This is a genomic window from Parachryseolinea silvisoli, from assembly GCF_021190955.1.
GTDB classification, from domain to species: Bacteria; Bacteroidota; Bacteroidia; order Cytophagales; family Cyclobacteriaceae; genus Ohtaekwangia; species Ohtaekwangia silvisoli.
In genome coordinates this window covers 664,200-687,661 of sequence record NZ_JAIOAO010000001.1, presented here as the reverse complement: position 1 = coordinate 687,661, position 23,462 = coordinate 664,200, and the positions used below count along the sequence as shown (strand labels likewise).

At 46.2% G+C, this 23,462-nt stretch carries 21 protein-coding genes; 10 read left to right on the top strand and 11 right to left on the bottom strand.

The window, feature by feature from the left end; all coding sequences use genetic code 11:
- Positions 1-38: 38 nt before the first annotated feature.
- The 3 genes from K7P01_RS02895 to K7P01_RS02885 form a co-directional block, all read right to left on the bottom strand.
- Positions 39-1,019: a FecR family protein gene (locus K7P01_RS02895; RefSeq protein ID WP_267289637.1), complete on the bottom strand. Its 981-nt coding sequence runs from the start codon at positions 1,017-1,019 to the stop codon at positions 39-41.
- Positions 1,020-1,206: 187 nt separating this feature from the next.
- Positions 1,207-1,809, bottom strand: coding sequence for an RNA polymerase sigma factor (locus K7P01_RS02890; RefSeq protein ID WP_267289635.1), 603 nt, complete (start codon positions 1,807-1,809; stop codon positions 1,207-1,209).
- A 577-nt stretch (positions 1,810-2,386) separates the two neighbouring features.
- On the bottom strand, positions 2,387-3,376 hold the full coding sequence (locus K7P01_RS02885; RefSeq protein ID WP_267289633.1) for a hypothetical protein: 990 nt from the start codon (positions 3,374-3,376) through the stop codon (positions 2,387-2,389).
- Positions 3,377-3,928: 552 nt separating this feature from the next.
- On the opposite strand from K7P01_RS02885, the gene K7P01_RS02880 reads away from it, so the two are divergent.
- The 9 genes from K7P01_RS02880 (at position 3,929) to K7P01_RS02840 (ending at position 12,329) form a co-directional block, all read left to right on the top strand.
- A complete protein-coding gene (locus tag K7P01_RS02880; RefSeq protein ID WP_267289631.1) occupies positions 3,929-4,741 on the top strand; it encodes a type IV toxin-antitoxin system AbiEi family antitoxin in 813 nt (270 codons plus the stop codon).
- On the top strand, positions 4,738-5,661 hold the full coding sequence (locus K7P01_RS02875) for a nucleotidyl transferase AbiEii/AbiGii toxin family protein (protein ID WP_267289629.1): 924 nt from the start codon (positions 4,738-4,740) through the stop codon (positions 5,659-5,661). The genes K7P01_RS02880 and K7P01_RS02875 overlap by 4 nt, the downstream gene beginning before the upstream one ends.
- A 910-nt stretch (positions 5,662-6,571) precedes the next feature.
- The gene (locus K7P01_RS02870) at positions 6,572-7,870 is read left to right on the top strand and encodes a hypothetical protein (protein WP_267289627.1); all 1,299 of its coding nucleotides are present in this window, start codon (positions 6,572-6,574) and stop codon (positions 7,868-7,870) included.
- A gap of 52 nt (positions 7,871-7,922) precedes the next feature.
- Positions 7,923-8,927, top strand: a complete 1,005-nt coding sequence (locus tag K7P01_RS02865) for a nucleotidyltransferase family protein (protein ID WP_267289625.1) — start codon at positions 7,923-7,925, stop codon at positions 8,925-8,927.
- Between the two features lie 2 nt (positions 8,928-8,929).
- On the top strand, positions 8,930-9,793 hold the full coding sequence (locus K7P01_RS02860) for an S-4TM family putative pore-forming effector (protein ID WP_267289623.1): 864 nt from the start codon (positions 8,930-8,932) through the stop codon (positions 9,791-9,793).
- Between the two features lie 246 nt (positions 9,794-10,039).
- On the top strand, positions 10,040-10,513 hold the full coding sequence (locus tag K7P01_RS02855) for a hypothetical protein (protein WP_267289621.1): 474 nt from the start codon (positions 10,040-10,042) through the stop codon (positions 10,511-10,513).
- Positions 10,510-10,770, top strand: coding sequence for a hypothetical protein (locus K7P01_RS02850; RefSeq protein WP_267289619.1), 261 nt, complete (start codon positions 10,510-10,512; stop codon positions 10,768-10,770). Before K7P01_RS02855 ends, K7P01_RS02850 begins: the two co-directional genes overlap by 4 nt.
- A gap of 476 nt (positions 10,771-11,246) precedes the next feature.
- Positions 11,247-11,645 carry a hypothetical protein gene (locus tag K7P01_RS02845; protein ID WP_267289617.1) on the top strand — a complete coding sequence of 133 codons (399 nt, stop codon included), beginning with the start codon at positions 11,247-11,249 and terminating at the stop codon, positions 11,643-11,645.
- Between the two features lie 213 nt (positions 11,646-11,858).
- Positions 11,859-12,329 (top strand): hypothetical protein, encoded by a 471-nt coding sequence (locus K7P01_RS02840; RefSeq protein ID WP_267289615.1) that lies wholly within the window; start codon positions 11,859-11,861, stop codon positions 12,327-12,329.
- A 96-nt stretch (positions 12,330-12,425) separates the two neighbouring features.
- On the opposite strand, the gene K7P01_RS02835 is transcribed toward K7P01_RS02840, so the two are convergent.
- The gene (locus K7P01_RS02835) at positions 12,426-13,940 is read right to left on the bottom strand and encodes a family 43 glycosylhydrolase (protein WP_267289613.1); all 1,515 of its coding nucleotides are present in this window, start codon (positions 13,938-13,940) and stop codon (positions 12,426-12,428) included.
- Between the two features lie 416 nt (positions 13,941-14,356).
- On the opposite strand from K7P01_RS02835, the gene K7P01_RS02830 reads away from it, so the two are divergent.
- A complete protein-coding gene (locus K7P01_RS02830; RefSeq protein WP_267289611.1) occupies positions 14,357-14,800 on the top strand; it encodes a DUF3805 domain-containing protein in 444 nt (147 codons plus the stop codon).
- 170 nt (positions 14,801-14,970) lie between these two features.
- Here the strand turns inward: K7P01_RS02830 and K7P01_RS02825 are convergent, their stop codons facing one another.
- The 7 genes from K7P01_RS02825 to K7P01_RS02795 all read right to left on the bottom strand — a co-directional run bounded on the left by K7P01_RS02825 (position 14,971) and on the right by K7P01_RS02795 (position 23,449).
- Positions 14,971-15,354, bottom strand: a complete 384-nt coding sequence (locus K7P01_RS02825) for a RidA family protein (protein ID WP_267289609.1) — start codon at positions 15,352-15,354, stop codon at positions 14,971-14,973.
- Positions 15,355-15,597: 243 nt separating this feature from the next.
- Complete coding sequence (locus K7P01_RS02820) at positions 15,598-16,182, bottom strand: hypothetical protein (protein WP_267289607.1); 585 nt, start codon at positions 16,180-16,182, stop codon at positions 15,598-15,600.
- Between the two features lie 162 nt (positions 16,183-16,344).
- Positions 16,345-16,791, bottom strand: a complete 447-nt coding sequence (locus K7P01_RS02815) for a DUF3592 domain-containing protein (RefSeq protein WP_267289605.1) — start codon at positions 16,789-16,791, stop codon at positions 16,345-16,347.
- 162 nt (positions 16,792-16,953) lie between these two features.
- Positions 16,954-17,532: a hypothetical protein gene (locus K7P01_RS02810; RefSeq protein ID WP_267289603.1), complete on the bottom strand. Its 579-nt coding sequence runs from the start codon at positions 17,530-17,532 to the stop codon at positions 16,954-16,956.
- A complete protein-coding gene (locus tag K7P01_RS02805) occupies positions 17,483-18,652 on the bottom strand; it encodes a DUF4221 domain-containing protein (RefSeq protein ID WP_267289601.1) in 1,170 nt (389 codons plus the stop codon). The genes K7P01_RS02810 and K7P01_RS02805 overlap by 50 nt, the downstream gene beginning before the upstream one ends.
- A gap of 237 nt (positions 18,653-18,889) precedes the next feature.
- On the bottom strand, positions 18,890-20,914 hold the full coding sequence (locus K7P01_RS02800; protein ID WP_267289599.1) for a tetratricopeptide repeat-containing sensor histidine kinase: 2,025 nt from the start codon (positions 20,912-20,914) through the stop codon (positions 18,890-18,892).
- A gap of 324 nt (positions 20,915-21,238) precedes the next feature.
- Entirely contained in the window at positions 21,239-23,449 is a 2,211-nt protein-coding gene (locus K7P01_RS02795; RefSeq protein ID WP_267289597.1) for a PAS domain-containing protein, read from the bottom strand.
- Between the last annotated feature and the right edge of the window lie 13 nt (positions 23,450-23,462).

Below are 23,462 nucleotides of genomic sequence, written 5' to 3'. Positions count from 1 at the left end.
TCTTGCATAGGTTTTTAGGTTAGTTATTATAAACGTGTTTACTCGCAGGTGCCTGCAATGGAGGCCGACCCCTTTTTCATTTCATAGTTTCCGTTTTTTGACAAACTGATAATGTCCAATACCTGCTCAAGCGATTCTCCTTTTGTGAAGTATGCGGTGACACGGCAGCTATCAAGTGACTCGCTAATCTTAATTTTTGTATTGAAATGTTCCGAAAGTATTTTCGCTGCATCGAGCATAGAGACATTATCCATAATCAGCATGCTGGATTTCCAGGCAACTACATTTTCAGCTTGAACCGAGTGCTTTGAATAGCTGAACGTTTGAGAATTTATCGTGAGTGACTCATCAGGTAGTAGATAATCAAAAACCTTTTCTGTATTTCCGACTCTAACTTGTCCTCTGGTCACGGTCACAACGATTTCCGATTTTTGATTTAAGGCCTTGATATTAAAGGCAGTTCCTAATACAGTCGTAGACACTTCCTGCGTGTGAACAATGAATGGTCTTTCAGAATTGTGCGCTACATCAAAGTAGGCCTCTCCGATAAGCCTAACCTCACGAGTGGCAGCTCCAAAACTTCCACTATCGTAAACCAGGTAGCTGCTGTCGTTTAGAATTACGGCAGTACCGTCAGGTAGTTTAATATATTGCTTCCCGGTAAACTCTACCTTGGCAATGTCATGATAGTCTACTAAAAGCTGTGTTGAACGTAGTGACCATAGTGTAACCGCTAACACTAACGCAATCGATGCGGCAACAGCGGCTACTCGTGTCAGTTTAAAATTGTGATTTCTTTCGGTCGAATCGATCTGTGCCACTAATGATTGGTATGTTTTTTCATAGCTCTTGTCAGCCTCGGCTGAGAATTGATCGCTTCCCTCCATACCTTCTAATATTTCCAGATATTCACCTTGGTGCTTTTGGGAATGAAGCATATCTTTTAGGATCGCTAATTCTTTATTAGTGATCTCTCCTTGTTTCCAACGTTTAAGTAACGTTTCTAGGTTTTTTGGCATAATGGTTTGTAATGTTCTGTGATCCCGATAAGCATAAAATGGAAAAGCGTCGGCTACTCCAAAAAAACGTACTTTCGGTTTTCCTATATACCTACACTTACTTGGGTAGATACCTAGCACCCTTTCAAGGGTAGTGACAATATGAAATATATTTGTGCTAACGTTACCAGTGTGTTGTTGTTTCCTATTACCGGGTGAATGAGCGGAGTATAGAAACAAAGTTTGGAGCTAACAATGCTACGAGGGGAGTGAATGGCTTCAGCCGTTGCCGTAAAAAACGAAAAGCTTCCTTCATGTGGAATTTTACAGTATTGGTGCTAATGTTTAATTCGTTGCCGACCTGTTCGTAAGTCATTTCTTGCTCTTTCACCATGGTATATACTCTCAACTGGTATGGTGGTAAGGTTTGGAGTGCGTGGTCATAAGCAGCAGTAGCTTGTGTTGTCCGAATTTCGTCATCCGCGCTTCGATCTGATAGAAGTTCGATTACATTGTCTTCACCCAGATACGTATTTAGAACCAAATTTTTCAGCCTTCTTGCCATGATGTTCTTTTTCACTGAAAACAGATATGTGCTGAAGTTGTCAACGTCAGCTAAGTATGCCCGCTTAGTCCATATCCGAATAAAAACATCTTGGGTAGCTTCCTCTGCCTCTTCAGTTGAATGGAGATATTTTCGAGCGTATGTGAACACACTTGTGTAATAGAGATCGAAGACCTGCTTAAAGGCTAATCTACTACCTTTTGCAAGTGATGTCAGCATCGCCTTTTCTTCAGTTCCATTTATCATAAAGTAATACTGTAAGAGCCGCTTGTTGTTGGTGAATGTGACCAGAACTTCACGCAGATTTAATTTGGATACGCTAAAGAGTATCAAATGATAAAACAATACTACCAAAATCGTAACAATAAGTCCATACAAAAGTGTATAAGAGGTGAAGAATCTGGTGTCGACAAAGTACTTGTGAAGTATAATAAGTTGTGGTCTCGATTTTAGAACGGTTTATGTTTTATGGAATAATGTACGGGGGATTCTTATACCACAGTGTTGAAAAGTGTACACGCATCAAATTTTAACACCACGCACGGGCAGTCTTGAAAATATTGTGGATTATCTAGTGGCGACCGCTGGGGCAATGACGGCTATTAGCCTGGCAGTGGTGAAGAAGCGCGAGGAGTAGAGAGGTGTAAATAGAAGGGCTAAGACCTGAGGCAGATGCGCACACTTTGATCTTTAGTCCATGGGATTAACCACGGGTTACAGCGTTTCCAGCCAGAACTGAATTAGATGGAGTGGACAGTCCGAGATGCACTTATTCAATTTCTTACTTCATGCTATCCTCGACTCCGCCGAATAGACTCTGCTTTTATCGGCGCCAGGATGGACCGCTGTAGCATGACGCGTTTGGAGAGTTGGGTATCATCTTTTCCCCATTGGATGACATTTTCTTTCCAGGCTGCGTACAGAATCGCACCCAGCACGCGCGGCGAGATCCAGCTGAGAAAGCTGTCGCTGGATACGATCTCATCGCCATCCTCTGCATCTTCATCGTCTGTAGGTCTCGTTGCTGCTGTTCGGGCGGCGGCTGCCCGGGTCGCTTCGCGAGTTGTTCCCGTGCGCTGGGCAGATGGGGATGTAACGCCTGCGTGGTAGTCTGTGGAATAGTTTCGGGTTGTCCTCGAAACATCTGCTGACAGTAGTCGATAAACGCCGGCGCGTTAAAATCTTTGGCGATTAGCACTTGTATGATGCTGCGCTGGTAGCGCAGGGTGTGTAAGGTGACAATGGCGTCGTGGCGCAGTGCGTGAAAGGGTGCGAGCGCGATCTCCACCAGCTGTGAGCTGACCTGCATGGCGTCAAGCCGTGCCTGAAGGGAGTCAAGATCATGCAGGAGTATCTCTTGTAGCAGGGGGCGTACCGAACGCGGCACGGGCAGAGCGGGGTCGATCTTTCCGCCCGCTAATGTGACAGTATAGGCGAGAAGGCCGTCCAGTGCCCGGTAAATATGCCGGCAACACTTGTCGGTCCAGGTGCTGTGCGAAGGTGTGCCGTATAGTTGGTCTGGCTGGGTATAGCGCAGCAGGTGGCCGGTTAGTTGCAGAACGGTGTACTGACAAAGGGCAAGGTAGGTGCCTCGCGCATGCTCTTCATGCTGGCCGCGGTAGTCCAGGTAAAGCTCCATGTGGACGCGGTCAAAGAATTCGTCGAGGGTGTCGATTGCTTGTTCAAAGACAGAATCGCCATCGGCGGGACTGTCGGCTAACTGCGTCAGTGCATAGTGTAATGAGCCAACATCTTCCACAATCTTTCGCAAGGCCGGCAAGGGGCCACCGGCCATTTGTATATAAATTTCCATCGTTCGTGACAATTAACGGTAGATCCCAACAACGGCGACCAAACGGTTTAACTTCCGGTTGGTCAGCCGGGTAAGAGTTAAAAAGTAAAAGCAGTAACGATGGCGTTATGTGCCGTAGCGATACAGTGGCAATGCCGTAACAAAGTGACTACGAAGAAGAGAGGGGATAACGAAATAATTAAAAAATGGCCTCATGGCGTCTATGATTGAGATTTAGGTTTCAGGCAATCATAGAGGGGTCTGTATACTATATGGGGGTTAATATATAAAAATATGAGAATTTTTTCGTCGGCTATGTCGATAAACACCAGCATGTGATTTTTGTGGTTATGCACATACTCCATGATCTTATGGCGATACCGATCAACTGGATTAAGTATAGCACTTGACGGCAGAGACGCCGGAAATCATTATAGGGCCGCAAGCCCCCTATCGTACGACATGAATTTATCAGGTTGACTGGTGCAACACATTCCTATCACACGCCGAATAAAGGGGCATTAAAAATATTTGAATTTCGGTACTTTTAGTTCCTAAAATCGAACAATTTTAATGCGCTGGATTGGTTTTCAGTATAAAAATTCGGATTTTGGTACTGTGGGTACCGAAAATGAGTCAAAAATAAAGAAACTGCTGACGCTGCACCAGCCGGGCACGGTCCTGCTCGCCAAGTGGCTCGAAACGCTGGGAATATCGCGTGACCTTCAAAAGCGCTATAAGAAAAGCGGTTGGCTGGGAACAATAGGCCCGGGAGCATATAAGCGCCCGGGGGATCCAGTCATTTGGACCGGGGGGTTATATGCGATCCAGCGCCAGGCGAACGAAAAAATTCATGTGGGCGGCCCGACCGCGCTGGCCTGGCAGGGACAAAGCCATTACCTCAGAATGGGCAAGGAACAGATATGGCTTTTTTCTCCCCGCAATACCGCACTGCCGAAGTGGTTCAATGATTTTTTTTCCGGCCAGAAAATTCAGAATATACAGTCCTCATTCCTGCCCGAAGATATAGGCCTGAAAGAACATGCGGAACTCGGCTACTCCATAACGATCGCCGGCCCCGAACGCGCGATGTTGGAGTGCTTATACCTGGCGCCCGATAAAATGGACTTAGTAGAGTGTTACCACCTCATGGAGGGACTTTCCAACTTACGGCCGGCATTGGTGCAGGAACTGCTCGAAGCATGCTCGTCCGTCAAAGTGAAGCGGTTGTTTTTGTTTATGGCCACCAAGGCGCAACACCAATGGCTGCACTTCGTCGATCAGCTAAAGATCGATTTAGGGAAGGGTGACAGAAGTATCGTAAAGGGTGGCCGGTACAATGCTCAATTCCAAATAAATCTTCCGCCAGAACTCCTGACAGTATGATACAAGAAAGATATAAGGCGCAGGTTGATTTATTGCTCAGGATATTGCCCCACGTGGCACGGGAAGAAAATCTCGCGCTCAAAGGCGGCACAGCCATCAATCTGTTTATCCGCAATATGCCGCGATTATCCGTCGATATTGATTTGACCTATACCCGCTGGCAGGATGATCGAGCCACGGCCCTGCAAAATATTGCCGCGGCACTGGATCGAATCACAGAGCGACTTACGGTAGCGTTGAAACCTATTTCAATTTCCCGCGTGCCGGAAGGACAGGGCCAGGATGTTAAGCTAAACTGCCAGACGCCCGAGGCCCATGTGAAAATTGAAGTGAATACAACGACGCGGGGTGTTTTATTTCCGGAAAAACTACTACCCGTAACCGACGTGGTGCAGAAAGAATTTGAAAAATTTGCCGCCATTAAAGTCGTCGCGATCGAAGAACTATACGGCGGGAAAATCTGTGCGGCGCTGGATCGGCAACACCCCCGCGACCTGTTTGATGTTTATCACTTGCTGAAGAACGAAGGAATTACCGAACAGATAAAAAATGGCTTTTTGATGTTTTTATTGAGCCACTACAGACCGATGCAGGAACTGCTACAACCGCATCGGCTGGACCAGGAGGCAACATTCGAACTGCAATTCAAGGGCATGACGTCCGATGATTTCACGTACGAGAATTACGTGCAGGTCCGCGAGGAACTGATCGCCGGAATGAAGAGATCCCTTACGCCCAATGATAAAAAGTTTCTGTTGAGCTTTAAGCAAACAACGCCGGCCTGGGAACTTATCAAAATGGACGACCTGCAGCACCTGCCCGCCGTGAAATGGAAACTTCAGAATATGCAGAGGCTCGCTGCAACCAATCCGAACAAGCACACAGAACTTATCCGGGGTCTGGAGGCCGCGCTGACATAATGCGCCAGTGACTCGTCTTATTTGATTTTTTAGAACGCGATATAGGACCGGTGCTATTTGCTTTAAATCTTGACCTGCTATTAGCGGGTGGAACCCCAACGTTGTTTATTAAAAAAAATCCATAAGATAGTTGCTGGCGATGAGACTATAGCGCTATCGATTAGAATCGGCCTTTATATGCGTCGCCAGCTTTACTATTTTCACTACCTCGCCGCTGGCTTTCAGGATGGGGTTATAAATCGCGTGCAGTAAAATGGATTCTTTCTTTTTAGTAACACGCTCGAGCGTATCGACTCGCGCGTCGCCTGACGCGACCCTCTGATTATGAGTCAAGTGATCCCGCACTCGTGCAGCGTTAAATACCTCTTAAAATCAACAAACAACATTAACGAAAAACGCTGTTTTTAACCAACTTCTTGCCGCTTGTTAGGCCAGTGCAACCAATGAGGTCAATCATGCCCGGCAAACGACAATTTTGACGTCTATATGCAAAAACGTGCATTTCTTAACATCGACTGCTCTCCTTTGACAACGCTTTATTCGTGTCTGGGTAGTCGCTCCAAGCGACAACATGAAGAGGCTGGTCGCGTATAGCTCACTGGTGTGTCATGTATCCACCTGACTCTTCAACATCTGGAAACGCATTAGGCTTTCGGACAAAATGGCTTTAGCCTCGGAAAAAAAGTGTCTTTTTAAGGAAAATCTTACGCCAATTTCCGCCCGTTTTTTATCAAATTAGATCCGGGTTTCCAGGATGCTTCAAAAAAAACACCAGCCCGGAGAACAGGTCATGTTGGCGCAATACCCCCGTTCACAAGGATCAACTCCAACCAGAAACATTGCCGTTTCTCAGGAACAGCTCCCATGAACTCGGTGATAACAGCCAATCCTTCACGCTAACATTTATTGAATGAACTCTACGGAAAAAGGAAGTATCGGGGAAGAATTTGTGAACCAGCTCGCCTATAGCTCCTTTTTCGAGCACTGGTGTTACCCCGGACCCCGAGACGAGACTGGTGACAAGAAGGAGATTTGCGACTTACTTATCCTGTTCGGTGATACCCTAATCATCGTCTCAGTGAAAAACTACGAGTTTAAAGATATGTATGAACGATATCTGCGGCGTACGATCGATAAGGCAGTTAAGCAAATCTACGGGGCTGAGAGAAAGTTGTTCACGAGTAACAGGGACATATACATCAAGCATCCCCAACGTGAAGTGGAGAGGTTTCCGAAAGAAAAAATTAAGAACATCCAAAGGATCATTGTTAACCTGGGTGAAGGTGTACGTTTCTATCCATTCAACCAAGAAACGATAGACGACAAATTCATAACTGTATGGGACAAAGAAGCTTTTGAGACAATCGTTCGCGAACTTGATACTATTCCTGACTTCCTTGACTATTTGCAAAAACGCGAAGAACTATTCAGTGGCAAATCGGTAACCATACTTCCCGGCGAGGAATATGATTTTTCGCCTAATACCGCTGCTCAGTTTTTTCAGTATGCGGAGAAACAGTTTAACCCCACCGAAAAGCAAAGTATTCTAATTTCCGGAACGGAGCACGACCTTTTAGCGAGCTTTTTAAAAAATGAAAAGAAGTTCCCAGATAACATGCGGTCAAGGGATGTGAACGGCATGTTTGTACAATTCGATGGGAATTGGGCGGAATTTATTCAGAATAAGCAGGTTATAAATAAAAAGGAACTCGATAAAGAAAGCTATTTCCTTGATGATCTTGTGAAGAGGGAAATACTTAGCCAAAAGAATGCGCAGTCCATCGAGTTGGCTACTGCACTTATGTCATTCAATAGATTTGATCGACGTGTTATATCCAAAAACTTTCTGCAATTCTTTCATTCGTACAAAGATATGAGTGGTAGCAAATTCGCACGGAGGTATGGCGATTTCAATGGTATAGGGATAGTCTTCGCTTTCTATCCGTTTGAATTGCCCCGGGACAGAGTCGATATGTTATTGGATATTACGATAGATAGTTTTAGTCTTTATTCAAATTATGCAAGTAAGTCGATGATACTAATTGCGACCACCAATGAGTTCAAGCAGTTTAAAATCGGCCTGCTTAAAGACATAGTCCCCTTTCCAAAGGAGAAGGAAGAGCAAGTAAGAAATGACGTGAAACTTCTGGGTTGGTTTACAAAGCACGACGAAGTAAGGGTGACGGAGCGAGAATATCCTGACTTGTAAGTTAGGAACATCCAATACAATGACTGAAATCATCTACCTACCCAATTAAGATATGGCAACAACAGCAAAAGGGGCCTTCGATACGTTCATGAAAGATTTTGTTCGACTAGACGCTGATCGAACAGAGGTGGCTAAAAAAAGTAAAAACAACTTAGTCAAAGAGATAGAAAAATTTCCGGAAGACGGAAAATTCTTTCTGATGTACCCGGCTTTTTCGAGTATCGACTATGGTTCCTTTTCTCGCAAAACCAAAATCCGCGAACTGGACGATATAGATATTATGATTGTCATGCATGCACAAAGTAATTGGCGCGAAACAATTACTGGTGGTTACAGAATTCGTCTACCTGAAGGTGAAACACGGCAGCGTGACCAATGTAACCCCGGCACAAATGTCTTAAATTCGATCAAAGTAGTAAATCGATTTAAAGAGTATTTGTCAAACGTTCCGTTGTATGATAGCGCAGTGGTTAAAAGAAATCAAGAAGCAGCAACGTTGAAGCTTAAATCCTACGAATGGGTTTTTGACATAGTCCCATGTTTTATTACAATACCAGATGCGGGAGGCGATACTTTTTTCCTTATTCCAGATGGAACTGGCAATTGGAAGCCAACTGATCCTCGTATCGATAAAGACAGAACTACCTCAATAAATGGAAAGCAGAAGATTTCCGTGCTTGACATGATCCGCATAATGAAATATTGGACTAACCGCGCGACTATGCCTACTATGGAATCCTATTTTCTGGAAAACTTGATCTTGGAGTATTACGATGCACCTGGGAGAACTAGCACAGATTTTATTGATGAAGAGTTGGGTGATTTATTTGCGCTTGTCTACCATAAGGTTCAGCAACCGTTTTATGATCCAAAGGGATACCAAGGCGATATTAATCACCTAACACCCGATGAACGAAACTTGGTGCAAGAACGCGCAAGACTTGATTACCATCGAGCCAGAGAAGCGCGTGACCATGAAGGTAAGGGACGAAAAAGAGAGTCTATAGCAAAATGGGGTGAAATATTTGGCCCTGATTTTCCATCATTTACCGTGTAGCTGTGAACATTATTAAAGAACTACAGAATACGTCTGAAAACCTGAAGCTCCTAGCGGCACAGCGGGTTACATATGCGCGCGCTAAACAAATTTTCGGTTGGCAGATTCTACTGACTGTAGGCTTCGCCGTACTGTTCAATTTTATCCGTCTGTTGCCAAAAGACAGCATCATAGATTTTCTTCCACACATTCTGTGTTTCTCTGTTCTTGTCTCAGTGTTGGATCTGTTGGTTTTTGTAACCTTTATTTCCAAAATGCGGACAAACGGCGCGAAAATACAGGAGCAATTCGACTGCGCCGTGTATAATATGGGGTGGAATAAATACAACAGCGGAGCTAAAGCCGATAAAAACTTTGTTCATAACCGATCCAAGGAATACACACCAGACCCGAAAAAACCGATTGAAAATTGGTATGACTTAAATATTGAAGATCTCTCGCAAGAGAGAGCAATCTTACTTTGTCAGGAAACAAATCTTTGGTATGACAGCAACCTGCGTGATAAATTCAAAAATACAGCGTTGTACGTTCTGATAGGGATGTCAACGCTCTCCTTTATTATTAGCTTAGTAATGAAGCAGGACGTTGGAATCATCGTAATTCAGGTTGTTGCACCATTACTTCCGGCAATAATTTTGACAATAAAGATTTACCAGGAAAACCACAAGTCAAGTAAAGCATCAAATGAATTGAAAGGGGCGCTATTAGGCTTAAAAGAATCTTCAGACAATCCATCGATGGAGGAGTTGAGAAAGATACAAGATAAGATCTTTTGTAGCAGGAAAGACGGGGCATTAGTGCCAGAATGGTTCTATAAAATACATCGCCCAGCATTAGAGGAAGGAATGAAGGTTAATGCATCCTAGACAATATTGGCATTGAAAGCATATTTCAATACGAGCTACCACCTACCGATGAAGAGTTCAGCCGCCGAATTGTGCATAGGACCGCAGTGTACAATCATAAAGGTGTGAAAATAAATTTCCTACTAAATACCTAAAATTCCTGCGGAAAATGGCAGTTTCAGCACTTCACGATAAATAAAAAATATACGCTATTGCGTATATTCGAGTGTTGGCGGTAATTTCACAGCAATAAGATACCTTAATAAAGTGACAATTTCAGACAAGATTAACATCTTACTATTATTTGCAACAGCAATAGGAGTACTTGCTGCTTTTAGACAGTTGTACATCTCAAATAAGCAAAAACGGGCAGACCTGATTCTACAATTGTATAATCAATTTACGTCTGACATTGATATGCAAGACATTTATTACCGAATAGAGTATGGACAATTCGAATACGTTGAAAATACTTTTCATATGTCATCAGATGAAAAAAAATTGGACAAACTCATTGGACTATTTTCAAACATTGGACAGCTATATCAAATGGGAATTATTAAAGAGGCTGACTTAAATTTTATTAAGTATGAGTTTCAGGTTATTTATGAAACTAAGGCCGTGCAAGAATATTTCAATACTTTAGACGACTGGTTTCAACAACGAAAAATAAGTCACTTAAAATTTAAACCATTTAGAGAAATTGGGCAAAAAATCGTAAAAGACAATTATCAACCATGAAAAGATTTTGGGAAATAATCTATGATGACGACAGCAAAGTCATGGAGATAATTGGGACTTCGTCTGATGACACAAGGCTGACCAATAATGTTGTTGAAATGCAAAAAGCTGGTTTAAAAGTTAGGTGTCAAACGGCTGACATATCTACACCTAAAGAGGACATTAAACTTTCTGGCTATAAAGTCGAGGATAACGTTTATTCCCGACTTTTAAATGAATATGAAAGATTGACTAAAAAGCAATTAAAAAGGTGGTGACTAAAAAACTACCGCCAACCAAAATGCATAATCAATGGCGGGGTTCAGTGTAAATTTGTAGTTTGGTTTTTCAAAATGCGTTTGGTGACGTGGGGCTATGAAGCGCTTTTAATTCCTGCCACTGCTTATGCACAAACGTTATAGGCACCACAAACTCAATAAGAATAAGCCGACAGACAAGACAAATGTTAAACGCTATATTTGACTATTTTAAGGAAGTTATTGATGGAATAAAGGAGAGAATCAAAAATCCTTTTACCGAAAGAAATAGCACACCATTGCAGGAGCTTTTGTTATAGCGCTTATAATCTACAATTGGCAATTATTCTTTTCTCTCTTTGCATTTGATAGTAATGAAACGCGCCTGTCAAAAATTGATATAATTAAATGTTACCTAAGGAGGGAATTGAATTTTCTATAATTTTAGCAACACAACGTCATAAACACGAGACCTTTTTATGTAATTTGTCCAGACAATGACAACTGAGGTTGAAATATTAAAAGTTAACGAGACAGATAGACACGAAGGTACCCTGACATTTGGTATCAAAGGACGACAATACGATGCATTCTACTGGGGATACAATTTTAAACCTGGGGACAAAGTTGAAGTGACACTGACTCAATTAGAGTACCCATTGACGTGGGATACAATTTTTGGAGAGAATAAAAGAAGAGAAAAAAAGATTGAGAAGTCAAAGACTAAAGATTGGACTTACCATTGTTACGGGACAATTCAATCAGTGAAACCAGTCGTTGCGAACTTTGGCGACTTTCAACTTGACTTAGGTGGCTGGACAAATGACCCGAAAGTTGTTGGCGAACACATTTACTGGACGGTTGACAGACTTGATATTCAAAGAGCAGATTATTGAAGCAATACATTTGGGCCACCACCTACAGATGAGGTGTCAGTTCAGCTGCCGAATCGTGCATAGGGAACTCAGGGTACATGGTAAACCGCGAAAATAAATATCCTCCTAAATACCTAAAATTCGAGGGGAACGGGCAGTTTCAGCACTTCATGATAAATAAAAAATATACGCTATTGCGTATATTCGAGTGTTGGCGGTAATTCTAAATGACGAGTGAGACAACAAACAATCATAATCATCTGCATTTTTGTCCTCGGACTGGTGTTTCCGTTCATTGACTACCTTGTTGTAGTGGAGACCTTCTTTCTCTTAATACCTCTGGCAATTTTACTCTTCGCATCAGTTGCGTTACTGATTGGATATCTTTTTTGGGACAGGACCAAACTAAAAAGATCCATCTACTTTATCTTGGCGGTGCCCATATTTATTGCCGCACAGTTTATCTCCACATGGACAGTTGACGAAGTTCAAAGACTTAGAAGTGAATTTATAATCAAAGAAATTGAAAGTATTACAACTCAAATCGGGCAAATTCCAGACAGATATCCTTTGACTTATGGGATCAAGTTCTCAAAAATTGAGGACAAGAACGAATTTACACTAGTTTACTCAAGAGGGTTTATGATAACGGAAAAATATAACAGCAAAGACAAGGTTTGGAGAAGTCAAGGATGGAACGATTAGATCTACCGCCAACACAAATATACGCGCCGACACTGCCACCGAACACCCACTGGAGAAATTGGCCGGACGCTGGGAGTCGATAATAGATCTGTGTGGTTACCAGTGCCGCATCACAAAATCATCGAACCGCGCCCATTGATGCACCGTACCTTGAAAATGTAGCCCCGCGCGGGGACTTCTGTCCCACTGCGGCAGAAAGGCTACGGGTACGGGCACTCCTGCTGCCAGTGCTTTCCATTCCTTGCCCGACAGGGCATAGTACGCCTGGCACAATCCGTTGCCCAGCACGACAAACTTTAGTCGGATGTTCTTTGCCCCGGCAGCCTTGAGCGTTGTGCTGTCCACCACCGTGCGCACATTATCTTTTACTTGCCAGAACTCTACGGCATGGCCGCGCACACCGATGCCGATGGCCGCGCCGGCATCGCCGTAAAATACCAGTCCTTTTAACGCATCGTTCTGATTTGTTACGGTCGCTTCCAGCTCGAATGCGCCGGATTGGGGCCGCACCGTGGCCACCACGCCGGTGTTGTTACCGGGCGTTGTGATGCCGGTTAGACGGAGTTTGCCTTTGCGTTGGGTGATACTGGTTTTTGCGTGCCGGAAGTCGTACTGCCAGCGCGGCGCGACCGATTGGCCGGAAAAATCGTCGACGATGTTTTGGAGCGGAAGGTGTTTGTCTACGGGGGCCAGCGCGGGCCAGCCGTTGGTGTTCCAGGAGAGTTGAGCCAGCATGCCTTCGCGGCCGGTAAAGACGTGGCTGCGGCGGTTGTAGGCGTGGTAGAGGTAGTATAGGCTGCCGTTATCGGCTTGTACGAACGTGCCGTGACCGGGACATTTCCAATCGGGCTGGTCGGCCAGGAGGGGGGCGCCGTCATATTTTTCGTAGGGTCCCTGGAGGCTGTAGCTCCGGGCGACGCGTACGTGGTAGCTGCACGCCTGCCCGCAGCAGGCGCCGGCGGAATAGAACAGGTAGAAGAAGTCGCCGTGCTTGAGGAGGCTTTGCCCTTCCATGCCGATGCGCTCGTCGTCGCGCAGCAGGGAGAACACTTCGCCCTCCATCTTCAGGCCGTCGGCGCTGAGCTTGCTGCCGAGGAGCTCGATGGGCCGTTGGTCGAGGCCATAGGCTTTGAAGGTGATGTACAGCTGGCCGTTGTTGTTGTAGATAAACGCGTCGATCGCTTCCTTGCCGAAGTCGACGACGATGCCCCGGTCTACAAAACCGTGGTCGGGATATGGAGAGGTAGCCACACCAATGCAGGAGACGTTGTCGGACTTGCGGCGTGCCGTATAATAAACATAGTAGGTACGCTGGTGAACAAAATATTCCGGCGCCCAGAAGGAACCCGTGGTCCACTCGGGTTTTACATCGAAAAGATACCCCTGCGGTGTCCAGTCGGTCAGGTTCGTGGAACGGTAGATGGGGTAATGGGGCGCCCACTCCGACGATGTGGCGATGGCATAATACTGGCCGTCTGCCCGGATGACCGAGGGGTCGGCAAAATCGCCGGGGACGACCGCCGCTGGCGCGCCTTGCGCCAGACAGGAAACAACCGGTAGGCTAAGAGCCATCAGCCACGCGCAACATACCTTGAGACCAAAGGAATACATAAGAACAGGGTTAGACAGCCCTAAGCTAAATTGTTTTGCGGGCTTTTTAAAGACCGGCTTCTTTAAGATTGCTGTTAGGATTATTGGAGATTGTTGTTGAAGCAGAAGAGACGCCAGGTAAAATTGAAAATGACTTTGCACCGGTTGACACTGACGACTGGAAATTTGAGGTGACAATTAGACTAACAGATTAGTGTAGGACAGGCAACTACCTACAACAAAGTGCATAAGCAATGGCGGGGTTCAGTGTAAATTTGTAGTCTAGTTTTTTAAAATACGTTTGGTGTCGTGGGACAGAGAAGCGCTTCGAATTCCCGCCACTGCTTATGCACAAACGTTGTGGGTCATTGCTTCCGGACAAAGTGGACAACAAAATCAAAATACTATTACTAACAATTTTAATTAGCTGCGATCACGTGGGACAAAAGACTTTTGAATCTTCGCTCGGATGGTTTGAGTTAAACTATCCTGAACATTGGACACAATCTGTCGAGGATGATGGAACGTATCTATTCATGGACAATGAGGAATGGAAAGGGAATCTGCGGATCACGGCAATGAGACTTGAGGACGAGAATGCCCAGCAGCAACCTGAGAGACTCAAGAAGAATTTAAAGGAAGAACTTGAAAGAAAACCAAGTTCTAGATTAATAAAACTCGGGGACAAGGACGCAGTCTATTGGGAAAAAGAGATAGAACAGGACGGAGATAGTTTAATGGTTTACAATTGGACAACAGGAGACAAGGGCACATTGTTGATTTGTTCATTCGTAATTGACAAGGATAGAATTGACGAGAATGAAGTGAAAGCGGAATTGGAATTTGCAATCGGTACACTCAAATCAATTAGAGTGGAGTAATAAGTAACGCCCCACAACAACAGCTATAATACATATGCTGTACTGTAGGTTCTTAATGTGCGTGTAGACCTATTTTTGCTTTGGAAAATCAATTCTCAACAGGACAATGCTCTTCATAATTCGATTGTAAATAGTTTTAATCAACTTGGCAACTGATCGCCCCGTTCGCGTCAAATCTGGGCAATACATTCAATGGATACTAGTATCCCGGCGGGAAAAGGCATAACCTGGGGTGTGCTTCTTGCCGGTGCATTATTAGGAAAAAACTCAATGTAAACCTTATTTACTACTGCGAAGTCATTTCCGGCTACCATAAATATAGTCGTCTTAATAACCTTGGAGATGTCAGACACAGCGTCTTCCAGGATTGTCTTAATGTTAGAAAAGCTCTGTCGCACCTGTTGTTCAAAGTCAGAACTGATAATCTGTCCGGTAGCAGGGTCGATTCCTGGAGTCCCGGAGATAAATATAAGGTTGTCAGCTATGACTGCCTGTGGAAAAGCGTCACTCATTCGAGGAGCTCTTGAGCTGTTGAAATTCCTTTTTGTATTCATTAGAAATAATGTTTTTCGGTCTAATTTTTCGGTGCTTGCTGCTAACGTTTTGCTACGAGGCGTTGGTCTTACCGTAATTTACAAAATAATCAAAAAAGGCAAATGCCTTATAGCTTTTGTTAGCGGCTGCCCTTCTAAGTTTATGGATAAGCAGTGGAGGGAATTCGAAGCGCTCTACTTTTCCACGACACCAACTGTAATTTGAAAAACTAAACTACACATTTACATTGAGCCCGCTATTGATTAAGCACTTTTGCTGGGCGGTGTTTTTACTTCACGAATCTTCTCAAGTTCCTTCAACTCATTTATCTTGTCAATGTATTCTTTTCTTGCCTTCTTGTGAATCGAAGTCAAGTCGAGATTGTCGTAATAGTCAATAAGCTCAACTAATTCAGTGTCGGTCAGATCTGAAATTTCTTTGAATCTCAGTGAGTCATTAAAGTCGCCAACTGATTTGGAATTTTCCAACTGCTTCGAAGTCTCGGTTGCTGTCTTGTTGTCGAGTGTCACGATTTCATATTTCCCTTTTGTCAAACTTGTCAGACCTCTTAGCTCCAAATAGTCGACAATTACACTCTCGTCAATCATTATTGTACCGGAGCCAGCCCAATGTCTGTCAGTCCCCTTTTTCTTTACTCCTGAAATCCAATACTCTTCTCTGGTTTCTAAGTCAATGTGGTTACCTGAGATACCTTGACTCCTGCAGAACACTTGTCCATTGAAGTAAACTGTCTTACGAGTTCGATTATAAAACCCGTTTCCAATCCAGGCTGGTCCGTTGTCGCCGTACCCAGTCTTTAATTCTACGTAAATAAGTTCTGCTTTCATGTCCTGTAAAAATTTGCTAGCGGGCGTTAAACTTTTACTGCAACGCTTCTTTCAAAGTGCTTTTTATCGTCATCAAGTTTATGCGGAAGCATCCACCGATAATATAGTCCCTTTTTGGTGAATGTTATCGAGTCGATACAATAATGCGTTAAAGCCGACTCGTCAATTCGGAATAACAGAGACTATGTCAAAAGCATCAAGCACAACAACGATCAATCCGATGGCCCCCAGCGTCATTAATAATCGCGGGATAACTTCTAGCTTAAGTCTCGGATAGGTCACAATGTCACTCGGATCTCCAGGGTTGTAGACAACTGGGAGTTTTTGTCCTACAGACCTTGGCAGGTTGGCCCCCGTGTCTAATTGTTTGGCGATAAGTTCATCTTGGTCGGTCGTGAAATGAATAACCGGATAGTAGGTGCCGGCCTCATCATTATGGATGCCATCATCATGTTGGTTTAGCGCGTACTTATTGGGATGGTAAACATTTTCCACGATTGTCGCTTCCGTCAATTTGCCTTTTGCTAAAATCCGTCTACCAGCTCTCCGGAATAGTGCTCCAAGAATTACTGATACCAAAGAAAAAAATATAATCTGCCTCGTCATCATGCCCTATCAATTACCTATCGAAATCAAAATAACGAAAAAAGCCACTTCCAACGAAGCGGGTTTGGTTAATAGAGAGGGTCTATCCGATAAAAGCAAACTGATTTTCAAACATAGTGCCGACCACCGGGATGGGCTTCTTTTGGTGATATGGAGTAGTACTCCCTACTGTACAGTCAGTCCGGCGTCTGCGAAGACTTTGGGCAGGTTGCCACTGTCCAGGTCAGTCGCTACGATCGTTCCATCTGGGGTTACCTGGAAAAGCGTAGGATAGAGGGTGATCAAGCCATACCGGTTAGGGCGTGTTTCCTTGTCAAAGATGATCTTGGCGGTGTCGATGCCGAATTTGTGGGCCGCCAGCGTATAATACCGTTTGCTCGTGCCACTGACGACGGTGGTGAGCTTTTCGCGTTCGTCGTGCCTGGAGGTGTACTTCAGGGCGGCCTCGATGCAGCTGCCGCAGCCATGCGTGGGGATCACGAGCAGCATTTTTTCTTTCACGGGTTGCACGTTCAGTTCGGTCGTGAGCTGGGATAGTTTTTCTTTCTGCAACACGACCTGGTGGTCGCGCATGAAGTTCCCAGCCTGTACGGAGGCGCTGTCCTGTTTCGCGGCTTTGCGGGCGGTTACGGGCTGCTCGGAATGTGGGCCGCAGGAAGCGGCGATCGTGAGCGCGAACAGGGCCGCGAGCCGGCTATGGCAGGCTTGCCGGGCGAAATATCTCAAATTGTATTTTGCTCTCATCGTTTTCGGGGTTCTTCGGGTGACTACGGGGTATCAGCAGGCCCTGGCGGGTGGGGATAAAGTTAGGGAAATAGGTGTGGTCTTGGAGGCGGATTTCGCCGCAACGTTTAAAGGTTTCGTCCATGATGATCACCGTCAAAGGTCTGTCATGAAAGTCGTGACGATTACCAAGCGAGTCCGCTACCGGTATCGCTTCGCTGAATACAGAAAAGTACAGGTGGTCATAGGGACTGTAATACACGCCCAGGTAGCGGTGTTGCTGAAAATCGCGGAAATCGTCGTCCAGCTCCCACGCCCCCTGCGCCGTAGAGTCGGGCGTGATCGGCTTGTTCTGATACTGGCTATTCATCGGGATCACCGTGGTGCTGTCGGTTTTCATGTCGTAGTTATAAAGCTCCGGCAGCGAAGGGAAACGAACAAGGATATTGTCATTGTGACCGAATGTAAAGGCCGGGATAAATTCGCGAAAGATATAGTTGCGAAAGACTTCCGGGTAGGCGGGTCCGTATTCTTCGTACGCTCCAGTCTTCAGGTTATAACGCACCAGGGCTTTATGCCCCATCTGTTCACGGTTATCTCCGAAAACCATGAAGGCGAAATAGGCATAGCCGTCGCGTATCGTGAAGGGTGCTGCCAGATGCGCCATCCAGGAGGTGCGGGGTTTGCGGGTTATTACCGGGTAACGTTTCAATACGTCGCCTTTGTAATTTACCAGGAGTATTTGCGGCGTACCGGCACTGTATACCATGTCGCCCTCCGAATACACATAGATCGAATCCAACGACTGAATATACAGCTTCTTTGCGAACGTAAGACCGTTCATCCCCTTCTGCGGAAAGATGATTCGCTTGACGAGTTTTGCTTTAGCCAGGTCATAAAAGTCGATGCCATTGACATAATCGTTGCCGTCTATGTACCATTCGGCGGTATCATTGGCATAATGGGTGGGGTATACGCTGTAGTTGATGGTAGTCGAGTCGATCGGGATGGTGATGATGCCCCCGGATGCCAGGGTGCAGGTGTCAGTGGGGTGTGTTGATGGCTCGGAGGGGGCGCAGTGCTGGAATAAACAGCTTGTCACGAGGAGAAGGCCCAGGTGGGCCCGGGGGGTGATTTTCATAAGTCGTTTCAGGTAAAGGATAGAACTCAGGAGATTAACGGGTTTGTGAATATCCTTATTGCGCAGTGAGTAGAAAAATGGCTTCATCAAAAAAAAGCGACTTCGAAGAAGCGGCCTTTTTCCAGGAGAGAGGGTCTCTTGTTTCGAGGGCGGCTATCCGATAAAAGCAAACTGATTTTCAAACATAGGTCCGACCAGCGGAATGGGAATCAAGGTCTTTTCATTCAGAGTTCCGATTCAGCGCATGGTCTCTGAAGCGCGCGGTTCTGTATCAACATCAATTCGCAGCGGAATTTCTATTCTAAACTCGGATCCCAGGTATAGTGTACTCTCCACGGTGATATTGCCCTTGAGCTTATGGACAGCTTTTTGCGTGAGGTGAAGCCCCAGGCCACTCCCGACAGAGCGTTCACTATAGCGTGTGTAGGGACTGAAAATAGTTTCCAGGTGCTTTGGATCGATGCCGATGCCGTTGTCTTTGACGGATACTTGAACGTGGTCACTCCTGCAAATAACGGTGAGGTTTACCTGGGGATCTACCGGGTTGCGGAACGTACAGGCATTTTCAATGAGGTTGATGAAGATGACATCGAGGAGGCTTACCGACAACCTAAGGATCACCGGGTTGGTGATGGACAAATTAAACTTGACTTCAGGGTTGGATTTACCCAGCCTGGCCAGCAACGACGACAGGTAGGCGCTGATATCTACATGCTGGACGTCTTCGAACTTATCGAGTTCATAGGCCATTCGTATCTTTGATAGCATTCTGTCCATATCGTGGGCTGTGATGTCAATCTTTTGTTGAATTGCCTGGCGTTCACTTTCGTCGCGTGCCAGCCCCGCAAGGCGGCCCAGGCCGATAATACTAAGGATGGGGCGACGCACATCGTGAGATGCCCTGTACAGGTATGTATCAAGCTCCTTGTTGAGACGGACGAGTTCGTTGGTTCTTTCTTTCACTTTGCGCTCCAACGCGTCATTAAGCGCATGGATGTTCCTGTAGTTTCTTCGCAGGCTGAAGAACAACAGAGAGAGCAGTATCAGGATCGCTATAAAGGAAAGGATGATGACATAACTTGTTTTGAGGTTGCTTTTCTTAAGGTCATTCTCCGCGCGCAGCAGACTAACCTGTTTCTCGAACTGTATCTGATTTTGCAGGCGAAGCAGCTGAGAGGCCGGTACCCCTTGGGTGGAGTCCCGGAAAGCGATGTATCGCTTATAGCTGGCGTTGGCAGAGTCGTATTGTTTTACCATTTCATACCAGGTAGATATCTTTTGGAAGTAAATGATCCATATTTCAGGACGCCGCTCCTTTCGCATCAAAGCCCAGGCACTGTCGTAGTATATCTTGGCAGGGTACAACATTCCCTTATGCTCGAGTATTTCGGCTTGCCCCATGAGCGCAAGACCCGCCGAAGCCAGTTCGTTGAATTTCAGACCCACACGTATGTTCACGTTATGCTTTGCCCAGGCTTCATCATAATCACCTTCTGACAGGTCCAATTTCCCCATATTCCCCGTAATAATCCCTGCCCATAGCGCATGGTGTAGTTTTTCAGCCAGATTCATGCCATGGTGATAGTATTCGGCAGCACGGGTATAGTCTTGCAGCGCTGCGTATGACATGCCGATCGTATTGTAGGCATTCAGCCAGCGCAAGGAGTCGCCCCTGCTGAGGTGGTGACTCTCGCTATAGAGCGTGGTAGACTGGAGCGCATTTTCGATGGCGATCTGGTGATTGCCTGCATTGTACTGCACGTTGGCGATATTGAGATAACTTACGGCAGCGGCACTATGAAGCCCCAGCTCCATGTATATATCGGCCGCCTGGTAAGCGTCGTAGACGGCAAGCTGGCGGTTCGACGATCGGGTGTTTATATAGCTACGCAGGCTCAGAAGCTGCGCTCTTTCGAAGAGCAGCGGGTAGTCCTCTGTTTTCGGAAGGGTTTGGTCGATGAGGGCAATAGCCTTTTCTCCGTAGTGCGCCGATAAGGCGTTGGCCCACGCATAGTTAATCCAAATGTCAAAAATAATGGCAGCAGCTTGGTGTTCCTGTAATACCTGCCGGCATGTGGTGGTGGCGCAGGCGGTAACCGAATCGGGGATTGACAAATCGCTGCATGGAGCCAGCGCGCTATTCAGCTGCGCGATTTTTTCCAGCTTATCTGCAGCGGTAAAGGAGTCAATTTTTTCTTCGCACGAATACAGTATAACCGCAAATGCTGGCAGCAGTGCAATTCTTATGTAGTTCAGGCGCATGGTACACTAAAGCTATCATTTTTCACGCACGTTGTCCATCACTTCATCAGATAAATAGTGTCATTGACCGTTAATCATAAACCCTACAGATACTCAATCTAAAATCCAATTTCCGTTTGCAATTTCTGACCTTCAAATGACTACATAGTGGGACAACGCACAACCGGACCTATAAATCATTTTCCTTTGATGACAGTGCCCGGCAAAGTGCATAGGCGTCTAACGAACTGCGTAAAGATTTGCAATCAAAGTAATAAAAAAAGCCACTTCAAACGAAGCGGCCTTTTTATCGTCAGGACGGTCGCTGGCGCTAAGGCTACAGCGCTATCGAGTAGCATCGGCCTTCACGTGCGTCGCCAGCTTTACTATTTTCACTACCTCGCCGCTGGCGTTCAGGATGGGGTTATAGATCGCGTTTAGTAAAATGGGTTCTTTCTTTTTCGTAACACGCTCGAACGTATCGACGCGTGGATTCCCGGACGCGAGCTCCTTCCAGAATTGGCGATACGCCGGAGTATCCGCCTGGCCGGGCGGCATGAACATGCGGTGATGCTGTCCCACGATCTCTGCTAAAGAATAGCCCATGGCATTCAAAAAGTTTTCATTGGCATGCAGGATCGTGCCGTCGGTGGAGAACTCGATCGAGGCCATGGTGGCATTGATGCCCGACATGATGCTGCGCATCTCGGCGGTGGACTCGCGGATGAGATTGTTCTGTCGCTGAATCTCATCCTGGGTGGCCGTCACCTCTTCCATATTCTGACGAAGCTCCTCTTCCTGCGCCCTGGATTCTTCCAGCAAGTTCCGGATTTCCTCTTCCTGTCGCTTGCTGGCCGTGATGTCGTTGGCCAGCTTGAGTACTTTTGTTACCTGACCCATATCGTTGAAGATCGGATTGTAGATGGCGTTGAGCCAGACAACGTCACCTGTTAGGGTGATACGGGGAAAGACATCGTTGACGGAATTTCCCGCGGCCAGGCCGGCCCAGAAGGTCTTGTATTCATCCGATTCGGCAACATCTTTCGGGACAAAGATGCGATGATGTTTCCCCTTGATCTCGTCCAGCGTGCATTTCATGAGCGTCAGGAATCGTTCGTTGGCAGCCGTAATCGTGCCGTCGGGGGTGAACTCGATTGTCGCCATGGTCGCGTCTATGCCGCTGAGGATCGAGCGCATTTCCGCGGCCGCGGCGTTGATCTCCCGGTTGCGCAGCTCGAGATGCTCCTGCGTTGAGGAGAGCTCTTCCATGTTTTGACGCAGCTCTTCTTCATTCGCCCGTGTTTCTTCCAGCAGCTCGTGCACCTTCTTTTCTTTCTCTTTCTCAGCGGTGACGTTGTTGGCAAGCTTGATGACCCGTTGCACTTTTCCATCCTGGTCCAGGATGGGATTATAGATGGCATTCAGCCAAACCTCTTGTCCGGTGGAGTCTATCCGCTTAAACACGTCCACGTGCGATTTGCCGTTGGCCAATGCTTTCCAGAACGTTTTGTAGTCGTCGCTGTTCCGGATCTCCTCCGGGACAAACATGCGGTGGTGTTTGCCCTGGATTTGGGCCAGCGAATACTTCATCGTGTCCAGGAAGTTTTTGTTGGCGGTCACAATCATACCCTCCGTTGTAAATTCGATGGTGGCCATCGTGGCATTGATGCCGTTGAGAATACTGTTCATTTCCGCCGCCGTCTGATTAAGCTCGCGGCTTTTGCGTTCCATTTCCTCCTGCGTGGCGGTAAGCTCCTCCATGCTCTGCCGCATTTCTTCCTCCTGCGCCTTTAATTGCTCGGACTGGGACATGCTCTCCTGCAGCAGGCGCTGGGTGCGATTACTGACCCGCGATGCCGAGAGCGTCGCGGCGATACTTTCGGCAACCTTCTGTAAGAAATCAATTTGATATTTCTCAAACAGCGTGAAAGATGCCAGCTCGATAACGCCATGAATATCCTGATCCAGAATCATCGGCACCAGGATTACGTTTCGCGGACGGGCTTCGCCCAACCCGGAAGAAATGGTGACGTATTCTTTTGGAACGTCTTTCAGGTAGACAACCTGTTTTTCGTAGAAACACTGTCCGATCAACCCTTCCCCTAAGGGAACACGTCTCTCCTGGAACTTCTTACGATCATACGCGTAGCAGCTGATCAGCTCGAGAAACATGTCGTTGTCATTGTCGTCATTGAGAGAAAATATACAGCCTTGATTGGCTTTTAAATACCGCACAAGGTTTGATATGACGGAATCGTAAAGGGCTGCGCTGCTGTTCTGATCCGAAACGCGGAGTATATCGGCGAATTGGGCAATACCCTGGTTCACCCAGTTTCTTCGTTCTTCTTCCCGGGCCAGCTCGATCATACGGTCGCGCAGCGACATCATGGACATACCGATGAGCGTTTCCTGGTCACCGGCATACGTGGCCTGAAGGTTACCGGTTTTCAGTGATTCGATGAATGTCTGGGAAGCTTCCAGATCCTTTGCCAGGGCCGCTTTTTCAGCCTGGATGGTTTTCCATTCTTCGTTTCGGACAATCTTATATTTACTCATGGGGGAGAAGGTT